The following is an 18,146-nucleotide window of genomic DNA, read 5'->3' as shown; positions in this document are numbered from 1 at the left end:
AGGTAATTTACTCACAGGTGGGCACCTGCGCCTGACGGCGTCCGAACCCCAGCGCCAGACTCACGCCATGCAGGGTGATGAAGGGCATCAGCCAGATCCAAAATGTTTCGTGCCAGCGCAGGCCAATCAGGAAAATCGCCGAGAGCGCTACTGTTATCAGTAGCCACGCCGTTACGCCCCATTTGCGGCCTTCGGCAATACCGCCCAGCGCCAGCGTTCCGGCCATCAGTAACAGGAATAATGTGACCTGCGGCAAGGTGGTGCCGTGATAGCCGTACCCGTATTGCCAGACATAGCCGATAACCAGCGAGAACAGCAGCATACCGCCGGTGAGCAGGCTGGCGGTGGCGCAGCGAAACTGCGGCGGCTTGGTCTGATAGCGGAACGGCAATTTCAGATACTGAAAGAATGGCTGATTGCTGGCCCAAAAGGGATTCTGCGGATGCGGCTGCTTGCCGGAACCGTAGGTGAAATCCTCCTTCGGCAGACCCGGCCAGAAGGTGCCGAACATCTTGTCCCAGAAAATAAAGGTGCCGCCGCAGTTTTTATCGGCATAGAAACGGTCATTCACATGATGAACGCGATGGTGTGAAGGCGTAACAAAAATCTTTTCGAGGAATCCGAGATTACCGGTCAGGGCGTTGTGATTGAACAGCTGGACGCTGTAATGGAACAGCGATACGGCGATAAAGACTGACAGCGGCACACCGGCGATCGCCAGCAGCATAAAGAACGGAATAGAGGTCAGCGATGAATACCAGGAATTGCGCACGCCGAGCGACAAGTTAAAGTGCTCGCCCTGATGATGCACCACGTGAACCGCCCACAGCGGGCCGAACTTATGGTGCAGACGGTGCAGCCAGTAGAAGCCGAAATCCCAGGCCAGAAGGGCGAAAATCCACACCAGCGGCACCGGCCAGCTGCTCACCCAGTTCAGGCTGAAATGGGTGACCACCAGCCCGTAACAGAAAATCTCCAGTCCGCGAAACAGCCACAGCATCACGTGCCCGGAGTTGAGATTAAACATGACGTCCCGCCAGTTCACCGGCTCTTTGCGCAGATACTGCAACAGGCAGGCTTCACCTAACACCACCGCCAGCATAAAAACGATCGGAATAATTAAATCAACCATGAGCACGTTCCTTGTGACTTGACTGCGAAATTAACATAAACCGCCACAGCAGTGCGCCGACGCCCAGCGCCAGAGTGGCGCCGCTCAGTAAATCGACAAACAGATGGCGACGTAATTGCAAAATGGAGAAGCCGATAGCCAAACACCACAGCACGTAAGCGGCGGTCTTCCAGCGGTTTTCGCCGCTGACTGCCCACACCGACAGCACCGTCAGCGCCATATGCAGCGAGGGCAAACAGTTCTGCGGCGAGTCGATGTCAGTAAGCGATTTCAGCATCCGTCCGCTGAGGGTGTCCTGCGTAAATGGCGGATACACCAGGGTGGTGGGCCAGAGCATATACACAACGCCCGATAACAGCGCGGTGAGCATCATCGAATTACGCAGCCAACGCAGCCGGTTTGCCGGGCAGGTCAGGTACGCCAAAGGGATGATCAGAAAAAATGACAGATACAGCCAGATAGCCGCGGGGCTGAACGGGATAGCCCGGTCAATCACCGACGGCATCAGCACGGTACCAGCCTGCTGAAAAGCATCCGACAGGTGATACACCACGCCGACCGAGCCCCAGCCCAGCAGCATCTGCAATAAACGGTTAACCATGAGCGGCTTCCTGTAAGCGCGTAATCCGGCGTTTTTTCTGCATGAAATTGGCAGGGATCTGGCCCGCCTGAAGTATCCACTGTAGCTGAGAAACATCCACGGCCTGTACACCGAAATGCTCCTCCAGCTGCGTTTTGCATACCTGCAGTTCGGCCAGACTACATTCACCCTGCAACATCAGCGTGACGTTGTCCTGCTGGGTGAGCCGGTAGTCCGCCGTCAGCGGCAGGGCATTGGCGATCACCCGGCTACAGGCGTCGGCAAACATAATTCGCGGCAGCGCGTCGCTGCCGGGTAATTCAAGCCAGTCATCGCAGCGGCCCTCAATATGCTGAAGTGACATTGTCACGCGCCCGCAACCGCAGGGTTGCTCGCGTTTTACCAGCACATCATCCAGACGGTAACGCACGATGGGCTGGGTATGGCGGGTAAAGTCGGTGATCACTGGCACAAAGCGGCGGTCGTCGATCCACTCCGGTTCGATGTGGATAAATTCTTCATTCAGGTGCAGCGTTCCGCGCTCGCAGGTGGCGGCAAGAAAGCCCTCAGTGGCCTGATACACCTCGCCGACCTGCGGGAAAACCTGCTCAAGCAGCTGGCGATCCTGTGCCGTTAACACTTCGGCGACTGAGATGGCTTTGCTGACACTGAGCGTCAGTTCCTCATTCAGCACCGCCAGCGCCAGCTGCCGCAGTACCTGTGCCGGTGCGACAATGATGGTTGGCGCGAAGTTTTCCAGCTGCTGTAACTGCGGCTGAAAAGGCGAAAAGAGATCGAAAAATGCCAGACTCAGCCAGCGGTTATTCACGCTGTGATAGAGGTTGTTGTCCGCGCGTAAAAACATCGCGACGCGCTCGCCGCGACGTAATCCCTTTGGCAACATTTTTGCCAGCATCCCGCCCGCCCAGACCTGCTGTTCGTGCGGGCTGACAACAAAAATGCCCCGTTGCCCGGACGTTCCCGAAGAAAGTCCGACGCTGAAACCTTCAATTTGCGGCGTAAAATGTCGGTCACGTTCCGCCCGCTGTGCGCAGGCGAGCAAGGTGTCTTTCTTCAGACCCGCTGTGTTCATCTGATCAAAATTAGCCATCATCAGCGCTTTATTCATCAGCGGCCACTGGCTGTGTGGCAGATGCGCGTAAGCTTTAAACCACGGGCTGTGTGACAGCGTTTTGCGGGCGAACTGGCGCAGTTTTTTTTGTTGCCAGACCAGTAAGGCTTCGCGACTGTCAAACACCAGCCTGCGGGTGCGCAGATAATGCCAGAGGGTTTTCAGCGGGATCATAAATCGCCTTCGTGACACAGATGGATCTTCACGTTGCCACTGAGGTGGAGCTGATGCAGGCGGTTGAGCGTCTGATAGTAGGCGGCACTGTTGTCCATCACCAGATGTGCCATTCGCGACGGGCCGCGCAGTGATTCATAACTCTTTGGCGACCACGCGGCATCGCTTGCCAGCAGTTCCCAGCCCGAATCAGTGAGGACAAACGCGCCGATGTGTCCTGCGGCGTGTCCCGGCAGTGGTACCAGAATGATTTCATTATCGCTGCCCGGAAGCCGGTAGCCGCGCTCAAACGGGGCGAGCTCAGCCGGCAGGGCCGTTTCCTCGAAAGCCTCCATCCACTGCAAACCGGTTTCGAAATCGTCCGGGATTAATCCCGGCACGAAGGCGCTTCTCAGGGCGGAAAAACCGCGCAGTTTACGCGAACGGATCCACCCGTCCATGCTGCTTACCGACGGTACACCGCTGAAATCACGCAGCCCGGCGATATGGTCGCCGTGGAAATGCGAGATAATCAGCGCCGTGATATCGGCGGGCTGAATCCCCTGACTCGCCAGCTGGCGGAACAGGGCATCCTTTGAGTCGAAATGCACCGGCGTGGTGGCGCGGTACAGGCTGAGAATTCCTTTGGTGTGATGCTCGAAATGGTCGGCATAGCCGGTATCCCACAGCCAGCGTTTGCCCCGGGCTTCTAACAGCCAGGCACGGGCAGGGAATTTACACACGCGCCAACCCGCACCTTTCAGCGCCATACAGCCGGGGTGCAGGCAATAGCCCACTTCAAAAGCGGTAAGATTAGCCAAGATGTAATCCTTTATTAAGCCGCATAGCCTGTGCCGTCAGCGCGATGCCCTGTTCCATGGTATACACCGGACGGTAATTCAATTCGTTTATCGCACGGCTTTGGCTGAGTGTCATATCAAAATTCACCGCACCCGCGCTGTAGCGGGTCAGCATCGGTTCGCGCCGACGCGCATGGGCCAGCAGTTCCATGCCTGCGGCCACGCCGTAAAGCAGCGAATACGACACCGGTTTGATGGTAAAACGGATATTCAGTTGTTGCTGTAGCAACTGATGGAGCATCTCTTTGAGCTGCTCCGGCTGCTGATTGGTAATATTATAGGCCGCCGCCAGAGGAAGATGCTCTTGTGTCGTTGCCAGCCACATCGCTTCCACGACATTGAGCGTAAACGTCAAATCCAGTAGCGTTTCTCCGCCGCGGGGCAGGCGCAGTACACCTTTATTCATGCGGATTTGTTCAAGAACGCGGGGAATGATCACCCGGTCGTGGGCGCCGAATAAACCGCGCGGGCGCAGGAGGGTAAACCGGGTGTCGGGAAATTGATACTGGCGTTGCGTGATGCAACCTTCGGCCAGAAACTTACTGTGAGCATAGTGATTAGCAAAGCGCCTGGCGCGATAACTTTCGTCGAGATCTGCATGATGCTGGAAATCAAAATAAATCGCGGGCGTGGAAATATGCACGAATCTCGGCACCCCTGCCTGCCCGGCGGCAAGTGCCAGGCGGTCGGTGACCTCAACGTTGGTGCGCATAAACGCCGCCTTCGGCCCCCAGGGTGACGATTTTGCCGCACAATGCCAGACGGCCTCGCAGCCCTGAACCATTGAGCTGAATTCCGCTGCGGTCGCGTGGTCGAGATCGACAAAGCGGAAATCGGCTCCGGCGACGGTGAGCATTTTTCCCTGCACCAGATCGCGCCCCGCGGCCACCACCTGATGACCGGCACTGAGCAACCATTCTGTCGCATTGCGTCCGAGTCCGCTGGTCGATCCTGTCACTAAAATTTTCATGGCAGTAATACCATGCCACCGAGCGTGAGCCCGGCAGCGGTACCCACCAGCGCCACTGGTTTACCCGGCATGAAACGATCCTGTGTTATCGCATAGTGCAGGGCGGTCGGGATCGAGGCGGATACCTGATTGCCATGGTGACGATAGATATCAATCAGCACGTCAGCAGGTACGTTCAGCCGCCGGCGCATGTGTTCGAGCGAGACGTGACTGGCCTGATGCGGGACAACCGTCGCCAGGTCACTGAGTTCGCAGCGGGCGGCGGAGAGCAATCTTGCCCAGTAGGCTTCGATCAGCCCCGATGCCAGCCGGAACAAGCGTTTGCCGTCCATGTGGAATAAGAAATCTTTGTCATCGATCCCCGCACGGGGATTACGACGAGTGCCGCCTGCGCGGATATGGCACAGGTCAATCCCGGCGGGGTAGGTTTCCATCAGGCAGGAGAGAATGCCACTGCATCCGTCTCCCTTTTCTACGATAGCGCATGCCGCGCCGTCCCCGAGAATAATCGACGACTCTTCGTGCTGCCAGTTGATGCCGCGAGACGCCAGTTCCGCACTGACAATGGCGATACGCCGGTATGCACCGGTATTGAGTAAACCTGCTGCTACCTGCAACGCCGAGATAAAGCTGACGCAGCTGGCGTTGATATCAAAGGTGCTAATGCCCTCGCGCAGTGGCGACGCTTTCAGGACGTGCGCCGCGCTATAGGGCAGCGCCTGCACCGGGATGGCCGAGGCAAAAATCAGCAAATCTACCGAGTCCGCCGGGATATTGCCGCACCGTAGCGCGTCGGTTATCGCTTCTGCCGCCAGCTCAACCTGCGAGGTGCGGTTGTCGCCGTGAAAACGATATTCGACGCCCGAGCGTTGTTCTACGTAACCCGCGGATTTCCCCAGACGGGCATCCAGCTCGGCCGACGTGACTTTCTGCGGCGGTAAAGCCGCGCCCGAGGAAATAATTTTCAGCGGTACCAACAATGATGAAACAGGCGTTGTCCTGACAATATCCACATATATCCTTATATATTACTGTTATTACGCCTGAGGGAGAGAAGGGCATCCCGCCGGGCGGATCGGGTGAACATAGTAACTGGTTTCCCTGTGGTGGGGGAATAAGAGGGGGATTAAAGAGTCACTTCGATTGCCTGCAATATCCCCTCCCGGCATCCCCCTTCGCAGGGGGAGGAGCAGACCGGTACAGTTTTTTCTTTAGAAAGGTTTGATAGTGCGTCTTTGAAAAAGCGTGGGAGATCAAAAAGGGAGGCGCTTTCCTCCCTCTTTGGCGGTTTTGGCACGGGGGGTTAAGTGATCACTGCACATGAGAAAATGAAATATTCTCGATCTTTTTATAAGGAGCCGTAAGTGCGTGGGGCACCGCACCCTTAAGGATTTTATCCTTCAATTCTCCCCATGACCGATGCACCCACCAGCCCACCTTCCGTCAGGAATTTCCCCGGCACTAACAACGGTGCAGCATAACGGTGTAACACCAGCTTGCGTACCGCGAGGTCTAGTTCCGCGATGAGCGCCGTGGCCGACGCCAGTCCTCCACCGGCAACAATCCGCGACGGGCCGAGAATATTCACCAGCAATGCCAGAGGTTCTGCGACCAGCTGTAACCAGGCGCGGACGGTGAGTCCATCATCACGGTCGCCCGCCTGCCAGCCGGTGACGATATCCAGACTCGACGCTTCCCGCTGGTGAAAATGCTGATGCAACCGTTCCATGCCGCGTGCAGCGCCGAGCTTATCGAGGCAGCCGGTCTGACCGCAGGCGCATTTCAGGCGCGGGACGAGGTAGGCTTTACCTTCAATACTCAGCTCCGTACGAGTGATGGCTCCGTGTCCCCACTCGCCGGTGACGCCACCGTGGCCGCGCACTAACTGGCCGTTGATCACCAGACCCCCGCCGACACCGGTACCGAGAATAATGGCGACGACGATCGGCTGATGTTGTGCATTTCCGGCGTGCGCTTCAGCCAGAGCAAAACAGTCGGCGTCGTTGGCGGCGGTCACCGGACGGTTCAGCGCCATACTTAAATCTTTTGCCAGCGAGCGGCCGGTGAACGCCGGAATGTTGGTCGCCAGCAGTTCACCGGTTTGCGGAGAAACCAGCCCGGCGGTGGAAATCGCCAGCGGGGTAGAGGACGGAAAATCCGCGCCGTACTGGGTAATCAGTGTTTGCATGGCGGCGACGAAATCATCCCACGAGGCAACGGGCGTCGGAACTTTGCCGCACTCTTGCACCTCGCCTGAAACCCGTGAAATACCAAATTTAATAAACGAACCGCCGATATCGGCACAAAAAACCGCAGAGCTCATGAGCGTGTGTCCAGTAAATCTCGCAGTCCGTCGCCCAGTACGTTAAAACCAAGCACGGTCAGCATAATGGCCAGACCGGGGAACAGCGAAAGGTAAATATTGATGCCGAGAAAGTTTCGGCCATCGCTCATCATGGTACCCCATTCCGGCATCGGCGGTTGCACGCCCAGACCGAGAAATGACAAACTGGCAGCCGCGAGGATCACGGTGCCGGCGGTCAGCGTCGATTGCACGATAATCGGGCCGATGGCGTTGCGCAAAATGTAATGCACGATGATGCGATAGTTCGATAAACCCAACGCCTGCGCGGCTTCGACATATTCCATTTGCTTTAAACCGAGGGTCAGATTACGGCTCAGGCGCGCATAAACCGGAATGGCAAACAGGGAAATGGCGATCAGCAGATTCACCAGTCCGCCGCCAAGGATACTGACCACCAGAATGGCCAGCACGATGCCCGGAAACGCGAACAGCATATCCATAAACCACATAATAATCATGTCGGTATACCGTCCTGCCATTCCGGCAATGATCCCCAGCGGAATGCCGACTATCATCGCCAGCCCGACGCTGAGCACCACTTCGATAATCGAGATCCGCGCGCCGTAAATGGCGCGGGCGAAAATATCGCGACCGTAATCGTCGGTGCCGAACCAGTGGCTGGCGCTCGGGGCGAGCAGGGTGTCGATGAGATCCTGCGCGTAGGGATCATGACGCGTCAGCAGCGGTGCGAACAGGCCCGCCAGCACGATCAGGCTGACGATAAGTCCGCCGAGCGTCACCGCAGGATGACGCCAGAACCAGCGGAACAACCGCAGCGCGCGCGGTTTGCGACGGGGTAATTGCGTGATAATGGCTGACATTAATCGAACCTTATTTTTGGATTCAGGAAGGCAATCAGTAATTCGCCCAGCAGATTCATCACCACCACGCCGCAGACCGCCACCAGTGCGACGCCCTGAATGACCGGGTAATCACGATAGCGCACGGAATCCACCAGCAGGCGGCCAATACCCGGCCAGTTAAAGACCGACTCAGTCACCACCGCGCCACCAATCAGGCTGCCGAAATTGAGTGCGACGATAGTGACAATCGGGATCAGCGCATTGCGAAATGCGTGACTGCAATAAACGGTGGTGGCCGACAATCCCTTGGCACGCGCGGTGCGGATGTAATCTTCCGAGAGAACATCAAGCATGCTCGAACGCGTCATGCGCGCCATCACCGCCATCGGTAAAACCGCCAGCGTGACCGAGGGCAGAATGTAGCTTTTCCACGACGTCGCGCCGAGCAGTGGCAGCCAGCCAAGATTCACCGAGAAGGTGTTCATCGCCATCAGCCCCAGCCAGAAGTTGGCGATGGACGCACCGGCAATCGCCAGTAACATCACGCCAAAATCCGGCCAGCGGTTACGGTACACTGCCCCTATCATGCCGGCCGGAACGCCCACCGCTACCGCCAGAAAATACGCCAGCACCGCCAGCATCAGCGTATACGGCAGACGTTCGCCGATTTCCTGCGTGACGGGTTGCTGCGACTGCAAGGATACGCCGAGATTGCCGTGCAGCACATCACCTGCAAAATGCAGGTATTGCGTCACCATCGGCTGATCCAGCCCGAGGCGGACGCGCATGGCATCGACCGCCTCCTGCGTGGCTTCAGGTCCGGCCATCAGACGCGCCGGATCGCCCGGCAGCGCACGGATGGACACAAAAATCAGCATCGATACCCCGATCAGGATGATCGGGAAGGCGATGAGTTTTTTGGCAAGATAGGCTTTCATGGCGCTTTTCCACTGTAAATGCGGCGGTTATTTTTTCTGTGCATCTTTCACGACGATCTGGCCGCCCGGGATCATGGTGACGCCGGATATATTGGTGCCGGTGGCGTAGAGATCGTTCTGGTAATAGAGCAATACCTGCGGCGCCTGCTGGTTAATCTCTTTCTGCGCCTCAACATAAATGGCGTTGCGGGCATTTTCATCCAGCGTCGAAGCCGCTTTGTCTAACATTTCATCCAGCTTCGGATCGCTGAAGAAGCCCAGATTGGCCCCGCCCGGTGCGAAGCTTTTGCTGTAATACAGCGGACGCAGCTGGAGATCCGCACCGTTTGCGCCGGATGACCAGGACGCCAGTACCGCGCCGGTGTTATCCGCTTTTTTCCCGGCCTGATCGGCGAAGGCGGCTTTGGTCCACACGCCACTTTCCATGATGCGCACGTCCAGTTTCACGCCGATTTTTGCCCACATACTTTGCAGCACCTGCCCGATGCGCGCGTCCTGCCCCTGCACGGCAATCGACATCGTAAAGCCGTCGGCCACACCCGCTTCTTTCAGTAATGCTTTGGCTTTGGCCAGATCCAGCGGATACGGATTCAGCGTTTTGTCATAGCCGGCGGTGACCGGTGCCAGAGGGGAGTTGGCGGGCTGCGCGAAGCCGGACATGATGGCGCGCACCAGCCCGTCACGGTCGGTGGCGTAGTTCAGCGCCTGACGGACGCGGACGTCGCTAAGCGGTTTGAGATCGGCATTCAGCGCCACCCAGAAGACGGAGGCTCCCGGACTTTCGTGCAGGTTAAACTTCGGATTATTTTTAAGTACTTTGGCAAATTGCGGCGGCACCGGGTTGATCACATCAGTTTCACCGGCCTGAAGCGCCATGTTCATGACCGAAGGTTCTGCGCTCCACGTCCATTTGATGTCATCCGGACCGGCGGCTTTATCGCCCCAGTAGCCCGGATATTTTTGTTCTAAGACGAATTCGCCGGTTTTGTACTGCACCATTTTGTAAGGGCCGGTGCCGACCGCCTTGCTGTCGAGCGTGCCGGTTTTATCCGCCGCCGGGCTGACCATCAGACAAGCGCCTGTAGTGAGTAAATTCAGGAAAGCGGGATACGGTTTTTTTAATGTGAAGACGACGGTGGAGTCGTCGGTTTTGGTGACGCTGTCGAGGAAGGTCCGCAGACGTCCGCTGGCCGCCAGACCACGTTTGGTATCGAGATGGCGGGCGAAGTTGGCGACCACGGCGTCAGCGTTAAACGGTGTGCCGTCGTGGAAGGTGACGCCGCTGCGCAATTTGAATGTCCAGACCAGACCGCTTTCATCGCTGCTCCATGAGGTCGCCAGCGCCGCTTCCGGTTTCAGCTGCGGCGACATGCGCAGCAAGCCTTCGTACATCGGATCCAATACCGTGCCGGTAAACGTGGCGGTCTGGTTGCCCGGATCCATGCTGCGCGGCGCTTCGTTTTGCATCACGTTCAGCGTGGCGGCGAACACCGGCAGCGAAAACGCGGCGAGAAGGGCGCTGCTCAGTAACGATAACTGCACGGGACGCCGGATGTAACGGGTAATCTTCATGTTCTGCCCTCTGCGTGGAAATCGGATTAAGTGGCTCTGGTGATGTCAGTCTGATGAATAAAACATCGGTATTCATTACAAGACATTTTTTAACAAATAGTTCATATGAAATACTTATGTCGCGATGTTTAGTTTAATTTGTGAACTAATTGGCATTGATATATCCATTTCTTCCGTTTAATGTCAATGCAGATGAGCGAAAACTGAGAGCGCCTGAACGAATATGTTAACAATCTTGCAACGACAGATATTAGGTGCGATTAATGCGTCAGGTGGCTTAAGCCGGACGGAACTGGCTCAGTTGGTCGGCATGAGCAAAGCGGCAATCGGCGGTGTGGTGCGCGAAATGCTCGAGGCCGGATTCTTGCACGAGGCGGAAACGGTGCCGGGCAGCGGACAGGGGCGGCCATCGGTGCGGCTGGTAGTGCATCCTGACGGTGCATGGTTTGCCGGCGTCTCATTGTTGCAAAATCCGGCGCAGATGGTGCTGATCAACCTGCATGGGGAAATCCTCTCGCGTGTCGCATTTGCGGCAGATTCTGATCCACAGCGGCTGGCAGAAAATATCGCCAGGGCACTACCAGCGTTGCTCGAACCGCATCCTGACGCGGCGAAGAAACTGGTCGGCCTGGGCGTGACGCTGTCCGGCCTGATTGACGAACACCAGTCCACCTGCGTGCAGTCGGCGCTGCTCGGCTGGCGGGATGTGCCGCTGGCGAAGCTGATTTCACAGGCCACCGGCATGGATGTCGCCATTGAAAACGATGCCAAAGCGCTGGCGGTGAGTGAGAAGAGTTTCGGTCAGGCGCGGGATCTGAGGAGCTTTACGCTGGTCAGCCATGGCGCGGGGATCGGCAGCGCGCACTTTATCGCCGGGCAGTTGCATCGTGGTTTGCACGGCGGTGCGGGGGAAATCGCCCACTGTACGCTGGAGCTGAACGGCTCGCCGTGCCGTTGTGGTAAGCGCGGCTGTCTGGATACGCTGGCGTCGCTGAATGCCATCGCGCAAATGGCCATAGCCGAAGGACTGGAGGCGACCACCATCGGCGCGCTGGAGCAACTGGCGATGCAGGGTCAGACAGCGGCGATCCGCATTTTGCATCGCGCCGGTTCTGCACTGGGGCTGGCAGTTTCACTTCTCATCCAAATCAACGACCCGGATCTGATCCTCATTGCCCATCAGGACGCGGATTTTTCCGGGTTATTCGGCACCGTGGTACAGCAGTCTATCGAAGCCAACGTGCTGCCGGGCAATGCCGGTAAAACGCCGGTTCGCACTTTTACACTAAACGACGACACCTGGGCGCGCGCGGCGGCAAGCATTGCTGCACATCGCTTTCTTGTCGGTCTGAAGCCAGTCTGAGGAATCATCAACATGCGTATAGCGGTCAGCGGTATCCATATTGAATGCAGTACCTACAACCCGGTACTGAACGAAGAGAAAGATTTCACCGTGGTGCGCGACGGGCAGCTTCTGGCCTCGCCGCGTTTTCGTTTTTTACAAGATTATCCGGCGACGTTCTTACCCACCATTCACGCGCGTGCGATTGCCGGAGGGCCAGTTGCCCGCGCAACGTACGATAAATTTAAAGCGGAAATGATCGCCGGACTGGAGGCGCAAAAGCCGTTTGATGGCCTGTATCTGGCGATGCACGGCGCGATGTACGTCGAAGGGCTGGAAGATGCGGAAGGTGACTGGATCGCCGCCGCGCGTAAAGTCGTCGGGCCGGATTGCCCGATCAGCGTCAGCTACGATCTGCACGGCAATGTGTCGCAGCGGATCATTGACGCCATCGATATGTTTTCCACTTACCGCACAGCGCCGCATATCGATGTGGAAGAAACGATGCGCCGTTCAGTGGCGATGCTGGTGAAACATCTGCAAAGCGGGGTGAAACCAACGCTGTTGTGGGTGCCGGTGCCGGTGGTGCTTCCAGGGGAGCGCACCAGCACCGAAGATGAACCGGCAAAAAGTTTGTACGCCCGTCTGCCGGAAATGGACGAGGTGGAGGGCGTGTGGGACAGCTCGCTGATGGTCGGTTACGTGTGGGCGGATGAGCCCCGTGCGACGGCGGCGGTGATCATGACCGGTACCGATCGCGTTGCGCTCGAACAGCAGGCGACGCAGCTGGCGCAGGCTTACTGGGACGCGCGTGAGGATTTCGTCTTCGGTTGTGAGGCCGATACCGTGGAAGCCTGCGTGCGCAAGGCGATTCACTCTGAAACCCGGCCTGTGGTGCTGGCGGATTCCGGGGACAATCCAACCGGCGGCGGCGTCGGTGACCGCGCGGATGTGCTGGAAGAACTTATCAGGCAATATGCTGAAAATGTGATTGTGGCCGGCATCACCGATGCACCGGCGACGGACGCGGCTTTCAACGCCGGTGTCGGTTCTGAACTGACGCTGACGCTCGGCGCATCACTGGACAACTCCAGCCCGCAGGTCAAAGGCGAGTTTGAGGTGGTATTCCTGCTCGATGCGCTGACGGCTGCCGATCGTCAGGCGGTGTTACGCATTGGCGGTATTGACGTAGTGGTTTCGGCGCGTCGTCGTCCGTATCACAACATCAGCGATTTCACCGCGCTGCAACTCGATCCGCTCACCGCCGATATTGTGGTAGTGAAATCCGGTTATCTCTCCCCGGAGCTGGCCCCGATTGCCAGCCCGAACTTGATGGCGCTGTCGAACGGCGTGGTCGATCAGTTCGTTGAACGTCTTCCACGCAACCGCAAGGCGCGCAAAACCTTCCCGTTTGACCGTGATTTCAGCTATGTGCCGCAGGTGCAGCTGTCGGCAAGGAGCAAATAAGATGAGCGAACCGGAAAACCGTCAGCCGGTGCTGAGCGTAAAACATCTCACCACCTCATTTCGCGGTGAAGACGACTGGCTGCCGGTGGTGCGGGATTTGTCGTTTGAGGTGTATCCAGGCGAAACGCTGGCCATCGTCGGGGAATCCGGTTCGGGTAAAAGTGTGACGTCGCTGTCGGTGATGCGTCTGCTGAAAGCGCACAGCAGCAAAATTGAAGGTGAAATCCGGCTGAATCAGCGCAGTTTACTCGGGCTCTCCGATAAGCAAATGCGCGATATTCGCGGCAATGAAATGGCGATGATTTTTCAGGAGCCAATGACGTCGCTGAACCCGACGTTCAGCATCGGCAGGCAAATCGCCGAAAGCCTTAAGCGCCACCGGGGGATGTCGTCTGCACAAGCGCGGGCAGAAACGCTGAAGCTGCTGGAAAAGGTGCGCATTCCCAATGCCAGCGCGCGCTTCGATGAATATCCGCATCAGTTTTCCGGCGGGATGCGCCAGCGGGTGATGATCGCCATGGCGCTGGCGCTTAAACCCAAACTGCTGATCGCCGACGAACCGACAACCGCGCTGGACGTGACTATTCAGGGCCAAATTCTGGATTTGATCAAGACGTTGCAGGAAGAAGAGGGGATGGCAGTGCTGTTCATCACCCATGATATGGGCGTGGTGGCAGAAATTGCTGACCGCACGCTGGTGATGTATCGCGGTGAAGCGGTAGAAAGCGGCGCGACCGAAGATATTTTCCATCGCCCGCAGCATCCTTACACGCGTGCACTGCTGGCGGCGGTGCCGAAATTAGGATCGATGCAGGGGCGCGAATGGCCGCTGCGTTTCCCGCAGATTAATCTGCAAACCGGTGAAGCCAATACACCAACAGAAGTGGCGGGGACGGTGGATAATGGCCTGACGCCGCTGCTCTCGGTGAAGAATCTCAGCGCACGTTTTCCGGTCTACGGCGGCGTGTTCAGCCGCCAGGTCGGAGCGGTACATGCAGTGGAAAATATCAGCTTTGATTTATTCCAGGGCGAAACGCTCTCGCTGGTCGGCGAATCCGGCTGTGGTAAATCCACCACCGGCCGTGCGGTGACGCGGTTGCTCAAGCCGAACAGCGGCGCAATCGACTTTGATGGATTTGACGTCATGAATTTGGGCAAGCGTGACATTTTGCAAATGCGTCAGCGCATCCAGATGATATTTCAGGATCCCTTTGCCAGCCTCAATCCGCGTATGCGCATCGGCGACGCGCTGATCGAACCGATGCTGCAACATAAGCTGCATAACCGCAGCGATGCCAAAGAGAAAGCCGCGTCGCTGTTGCAAAAGGTCGGGTTGTCGGCGGACATGCTGCGCCGGTTCCCGCACGAGTTTTCCGGTGGTCAGCGTCAGCGGATCTGCATCGCCCGCGCGCTGACGCTCGACCCGAAAGTGATTGTCGCCGATGAGTCGGTATCTGCGCTGGATGTGTCGGTGAAAGCGCAGGTAGTGAATCTGCTGCTCGATTTGCAGGAAAGCATGAATCTGTCATACCTGTTTATTTCGCACGATATGGCGGTGGTCGAGCGGGTGAGTCATCGCGTGGCCGTGATGTATCTGGGGGAAATTGTGGAAATCGGCCCGCGCGCGGCAATATTCGATAATCCGCAGCATCCGTACACCCGTAAACTGATGGCCTCAGTGCCGGTGCCCGATCCGTCACGCAGAATGCTCAAACGTCAGATGCAGGTCGAAGAGCTGAAAAGCCCGGTGCGTGAGAACGGCTTTGTACCGCCAGTCAGGCAGTATCAGGAAGTGTCAGTGGGACATTTTGTGCAGGTTTAAATGTGGATTGTTTTGATTTTATCGAAAAGGTGAGGAGAACTCAGGAAGATGGTGGTGGGGGAAGGATGACTCGGCCTGTGGCCTCGCCCTGCGGGTCGTTGCTGCGCAACGCTGTCTCGCTTCGCTCGGCTCGAACCTTCGGGTCGAAGCTTCTCTATCCTTCCCGGGCAGTGTTCTATTTTATTTTTGATTTTGTCGAAAAAGTGAGGAGGACTCAGGAAGATGGTGGTGGGGGAAGGATTCGAACCTTCGAAGTCGATGACGGCAGATTTACAGTCTGCTCCCTTTGGCCGCTCGGGAACCCCACCACAACTTTTGTGGCATTTACTACATACTTCTTGGCCTTAAATCATCATGCGCTACATGGATGATTTCACGTTACAGCGGTTAACGCTGCGAACGGGGCGCATAATACCAAATGAAACGGATGTGTAAAGCGCTGAAAGCGATAATAAAGTTCGTTTGCGGTTTTTTTGTTCTTAACGATGCTTCTCTGCGCGAAAAGCACCGTCAGAACAGCGTTCTACAGGATAACCGTGCGATTCCCGTAAACGAATACGCGCTGCGCCAGGACGCGATACAGCGCACGGCTAAGCACGTTTTTCTCGACGTCACGACCGGCACGCATCATATCTTCAGCGGTATAGGTGTGATCGACGTTAATCACGTCCTGCATGATGATCGGGCCTTCGTCTAAACTGTCGTTGACGTAGTGCGCTGTGGCACCAATCAGCTTCACGCCGCGTTCGTACGCCTGGTGATACGGGCGTGCGCCGATAAAGGCCGGCAGGAACGAGTGGTGAATGTTGATGACCTGATGCGGATAATGCTGCACGAAGCCCGGTGTCAGAACGCGCATGTATTTCGCCAGAACCACGTAATCCGGCTGATACTGGTCGATCTGGGCAATCATCGCGCTGTCATGCTGTTCGCGGGTCAGACCTTCGTGGCTGACCAGATGGAACGGAATATCGAAGCGTTCCACCAGCGTTTGCAGCGTGTCGTGGTTACCGATCACCGCGGCGATTTCCACATCTAAACCGCCGTAAACGGCTTTCATCAGCAGGTCGCCAAGGCAATGTGCTTCTTTGGTCACCAGGATAACGATGCGACGACGGCCTGTGCTGTGCAATTCGCGTACGGAACCGGCAGGCAGCGCGCTGTCCAGATCGGCAAGCAGCGTGGTGTCATTGAAGATGCCTTCGAGTTCGGTACGCATAAAGAAGCGTCCGGTGCGGTGATCTACGAATTCATTGTTCTGCACGATATTCAGTTCGTGCTTGTAGCAAATATTCGTAATTTTGGCGATCAGACCTTTTGCATCAGGGCAAATGGTGCGTAATACCTTGGTTTGTACATTTTGTTGCGACATGAGGGTGTGGATCCTGTCCAAGACTGGTAATAACAAATTAACAATGCGATTGAATTATTTACCGCAGCACTTCTTATATTTTTTACCCGATCCGCACGGGCAGGCATCATTGCGGCCTGTCTGCGGTTTAATTCCGTCTATATAGTACCAGCGTTCTTTCAAACGAAGAAATCGCGAACGCTCGTGGATCAGATGAATCTGCTCCTGGCCAGCTTCGGTAAATCGCGCGGCGAATTCCACGAATCCTTCATCCTGGTCGCGACCGTCATACTGGCTAATGACCTGCAATCCCTGCCAGTCTGTGGTCGCAAACCCTTCCTGTAAACTGTCGCGCCAGTGCTCGGGTTGACAATCAGGATGCCAGGTGGTTATCAGATAACTCGCATTTTTAAATGTATAGGCGGTATAGCGGGACCGCATCAGCGCAGAGGGCGTCGGTGCCGGTTTATCTCCGTCGATGTATGGCTGGCAGCACTCGTCGAACAAAATGTTGCTGCCGCAAGGGCAAAGTAGGGACACGTAAACTCCTGAATCAGCATGTCTTGCGTATGTTGCACGCAGGTTGCGCTATTGAATGCATCAAAGTGTTATGTTACCTAACATCCTCGTCGTGTGGCAACGCGCTTCCCGGTTCACTCTTATCTACAGATAGCATTAAGGTTTTACATGAGCAGAAAAGTCACCATTGGTCTGGCCCTTGGCTCGGGAGCAGCAAAAGGCTGGGCACATATCGGCGTGATTAATGCCCTGAAAGATATGGATATCGAGGTGGATGTGGTCGCCGGATGTTCAGTGGGTGCGCTGGTGGGTGCGGCTTATGTGAGTAACCGGCTGCCGGCGATGGAAAGCTGGGTGCGTTCGTTCAGTTATTGGGACGTGCTGCGCCTGATGGATTTCTCGTGGAAACGCGGGGGATTGCTGCGCGGGGAGCGGGTCTTCAACGCCGTCGGACAGATTATCCGCATCAACGAGATTGAGGAGTGCTCGAAAAAATTCGGCGCCGTGGCAACGAACCTGAGTACCGGCCGCGAACTGTGGCTGACCAAAGGGGATTTGCACGAAGCCATTCGCGCCTCCTGCAGCATGCCCGGCCTGCTGGCGCCGGTCTGGCATAATGGGTATTGGCTGGTGGATGGCGCTGTCGTGAACCCGGTGCCGGTCTCGCTGACCCGTGCGTTAGGGGCAGATATTGTAATAGCGGTCGATCTTCAGCATGACGCGCACCTGATGCAGCAAGATTTACTGACAGTACAACCGACGGGAGAAGCACTCATTACTGAGAAAGACCTGAGCTGGCGTGACAGAATTCGCCAGCGCTTAACCCGCCCGAACGCCCGTAAGCCGAATGTCAGCCCTTCGGCGATGGAAATTATGTCGACCTCCATCCAGGTTTTGGAGAACCGGCTTAAGCGTAATCGTATGGCGGGCGATCCGCCGGACGTGGTTATCCAGCCTTATTGCCCGCAAATTTCGACGCTCGATTTCCACCGCGCTGCGGAGGCCATTGAAGCAGGGCGCCTCGCCGTCGAAAAACAAAGAGAACAATTGTTGCCCCTGATAAAAAACAAACAGTTCTGAGTGGCTTAACGTGTGTATTGACGGAATCTGAAAATTCTGACAAGCAAAAACAGGCTTTAT

16 protein-coding genes, 1 tRNA gene and 1 other RNA gene are annotated in these 18,146 nt (G+C 56.6%); 4 read left to right on the top strand and 14 right to left on the bottom strand.

Annotated elements, in window-relative coordinates; all coding sequences use genetic code 11:
* Nucleotides 1-7: 7 nt before the first annotated feature.
* The 10 genes from AC0Z7K_RS00830 to AC0Z7K_RS00785 all read right to left on the bottom strand — a co-directional run bounded on the left by AC0Z7K_RS00830 (nt 8) and on the right by AC0Z7K_RS00785 (nt 10,505).
* Entirely contained in the window at nt 8-1,132 is a 1,125-nt protein-coding gene (locus tag AC0Z7K_RS00830) for a sterol desaturase family protein (RefSeq protein ID WP_413528616.1), read from the bottom strand.
* Nucleotides 1,125-1,733, bottom strand: a complete 609-nt coding sequence (locus AC0Z7K_RS00825) for a phosphatase PAP2 family protein (RefSeq protein WP_485612331.1) — start codon at nt 1,731-1,733, stop codon at nt 1,125-1,127. The genes AC0Z7K_RS00830 and AC0Z7K_RS00825 overlap by 8 nt, the downstream gene beginning before the upstream one ends.
* Nucleotides 1,726-3,018: a F390 synthetase-related protein gene (locus tag AC0Z7K_RS00820; RefSeq protein WP_485612329.1), complete on the bottom strand. Its 1,293-nt coding sequence runs from the start codon at nt 3,016-3,018 to the stop codon at nt 1,726-1,728. Before AC0Z7K_RS00820 ends, AC0Z7K_RS00825 begins: the two co-directional genes overlap by 8 nt.
* Nucleotides 3,015-3,818: an MBL fold metallo-hydrolase gene (locus tag AC0Z7K_RS00815; protein WP_485612327.1), complete on the bottom strand. Its 804-nt coding sequence runs from the start codon at nt 3,816-3,818 to the stop codon at nt 3,015-3,017. Before AC0Z7K_RS00815 ends, AC0Z7K_RS00820 begins: the two co-directional genes overlap by 4 nt.
* The gene (locus AC0Z7K_RS00810) at nt 3,811-4,827 is read right to left on the bottom strand and encodes an NAD-dependent epimerase/dehydratase family protein (protein ID WP_485612326.1); all 1,017 of its coding nucleotides are present in this window, start codon (nt 4,825-4,827) and stop codon (nt 3,811-3,813) included. The genes AC0Z7K_RS00815 and AC0Z7K_RS00810 overlap by 8 nt, the downstream gene beginning before the upstream one ends.
* On the bottom strand, nt 4,824-5,834 hold the full coding sequence (locus AC0Z7K_RS00805) for a 3-oxoacyl-[acyl-carrier-protein] synthase III C-terminal domain-containing protein (protein ID WP_485612855.1): 1,011 nt from the start codon (nt 5,832-5,834) through the stop codon (nt 4,824-4,826). Before AC0Z7K_RS00805 ends, AC0Z7K_RS00810 begins: the two co-directional genes overlap by 4 nt.
* Nucleotides 5,835-6,220: 386 nt before the next feature.
* Complete coding sequence (locus tag AC0Z7K_RS00800; RefSeq protein ID WP_485612324.1) at nt 6,221-7,150, bottom strand: ROK family protein; 930 nt, start codon at nt 7,148-7,150, stop codon at nt 6,221-6,223.
* Entirely contained in the window at nt 7,147-8,013 is an 867-nt protein-coding gene (locus AC0Z7K_RS00795) for an ABC transporter permease (RefSeq protein ID WP_485612322.1), read from the bottom strand. Before AC0Z7K_RS00795 ends, AC0Z7K_RS00800 begins: the two co-directional genes overlap by 4 nt.
* The gene (locus AC0Z7K_RS00790) at nt 8,013-8,933 is read right to left on the bottom strand and encodes an ABC transporter permease (RefSeq protein WP_413528623.1); all 921 of its coding nucleotides are present in this window, start codon (nt 8,931-8,933) and stop codon (nt 8,013-8,015) included. Before AC0Z7K_RS00790 ends, AC0Z7K_RS00795 begins: the two co-directional genes overlap by 1 nt.
* 27 nt (nt 8,934-8,960) lie before the next feature.
* Complete coding sequence (locus AC0Z7K_RS00785; RefSeq protein ID WP_485612320.1) at nt 8,961-10,505, bottom strand: ABC transporter substrate-binding protein; 1,545 nt, start codon at nt 10,503-10,505, stop codon at nt 8,961-8,963.
* 223 nt (nt 10,506-10,728) lie between these two features.
* On the opposite strand from AC0Z7K_RS00785, the gene AC0Z7K_RS00780 reads away from it, so the two are divergent.
* Genes AC0Z7K_RS00780 through AC0Z7K_RS00770 form a run of 3 tightly spaced genes read left to right on the top strand, consistent with a single transcriptional unit; the run spans nt 10,729 to nt 15,136 of the window.
* Complete coding sequence (locus tag AC0Z7K_RS00780) at nt 10,729-11,868, top strand: ROK family protein (RefSeq protein ID WP_485612318.1); 1,140 nt, start codon at nt 10,729-10,731, stop codon at nt 11,866-11,868.
* Between the two features lie 12 nt (nt 11,869-11,880).
* Nucleotides 11,881-13,314: a M81 family metallopeptidase gene (locus AC0Z7K_RS00775; protein WP_485612316.1), complete on the top strand. Its 1,434-nt coding sequence runs from the start codon at nt 11,881-11,883 to the stop codon at nt 13,312-13,314.
* A 1-nt stretch (nt 13,315) separates the two neighbouring features.
* Nucleotides 13,316-15,136 (top strand): ABC transporter ATP-binding protein, encoded by a 1,821-nt coding sequence (locus AC0Z7K_RS00770; protein ID WP_485612315.1) that lies wholly within the window; start codon nt 13,316-13,318, stop codon nt 15,134-15,136.
* Between the two features lie 49 nt (nt 15,137-15,185).
* Here the strand turns inward: AC0Z7K_RS00770 and AC0Z7K_RS00765 are convergent.
* From AC0Z7K_RS00765 to AC0Z7K_RS00750, 4 genes are all read right to left on the bottom strand, one after another.
* Nucleotides 15,186-15,315: non-coding RNA, RtT sRNA (locus AC0Z7K_RS00765), on the bottom strand.
* Between the two features lie 44 nt (nt 15,316-15,359).
* A tRNA-Tyr gene (locus AC0Z7K_RS00760) sits at nt 15,360-15,444 on the bottom strand.
* A gap of 215 nt (nt 15,445-15,659) precedes the next feature.
* The gene (purU, locus tag AC0Z7K_RS00755; RefSeq protein ID WP_112164351.1) at nt 15,660-16,508 is read right to left on the bottom strand and encodes a formyltetrahydrofolate deformylase; all 849 of its coding nucleotides are present in this window, start codon (nt 16,506-16,508) and stop codon (nt 15,660-15,662) included.
* Between the two features lie 54 nt (nt 16,509-16,562).
* Entirely contained in the window at nt 16,563-17,027 is a 465-nt protein-coding gene (locus AC0Z7K_RS00750; RefSeq protein WP_485612313.1) for a YchJ family protein, read from the bottom strand.
* A gap of 147 nt (nt 17,028-17,174) precedes the next feature.
* On the opposite strand from AC0Z7K_RS00750, the gene rssA reads away from it, so the two are divergent.
* Nucleotides 17,175-18,086: a patatin-like phospholipase RssA gene (rssA, locus tag AC0Z7K_RS00745; RefSeq protein WP_112164349.1), complete on the top strand. Its 912-nt coding sequence runs from the start codon at nt 17,175-17,177 to the stop codon at nt 18,084-18,086.
* The last annotated feature ends 60 nt before the right edge of the window (nt 18,087-18,146 follow it).

This window comes from Rahnella sp. 1L-D-7-B-C2 (assembly GCF_057290995.1).
Note: the sequence above shows the minus strand (reverse complement) of the source record. Positions and strands in the feature narration are given on the sequence as shown.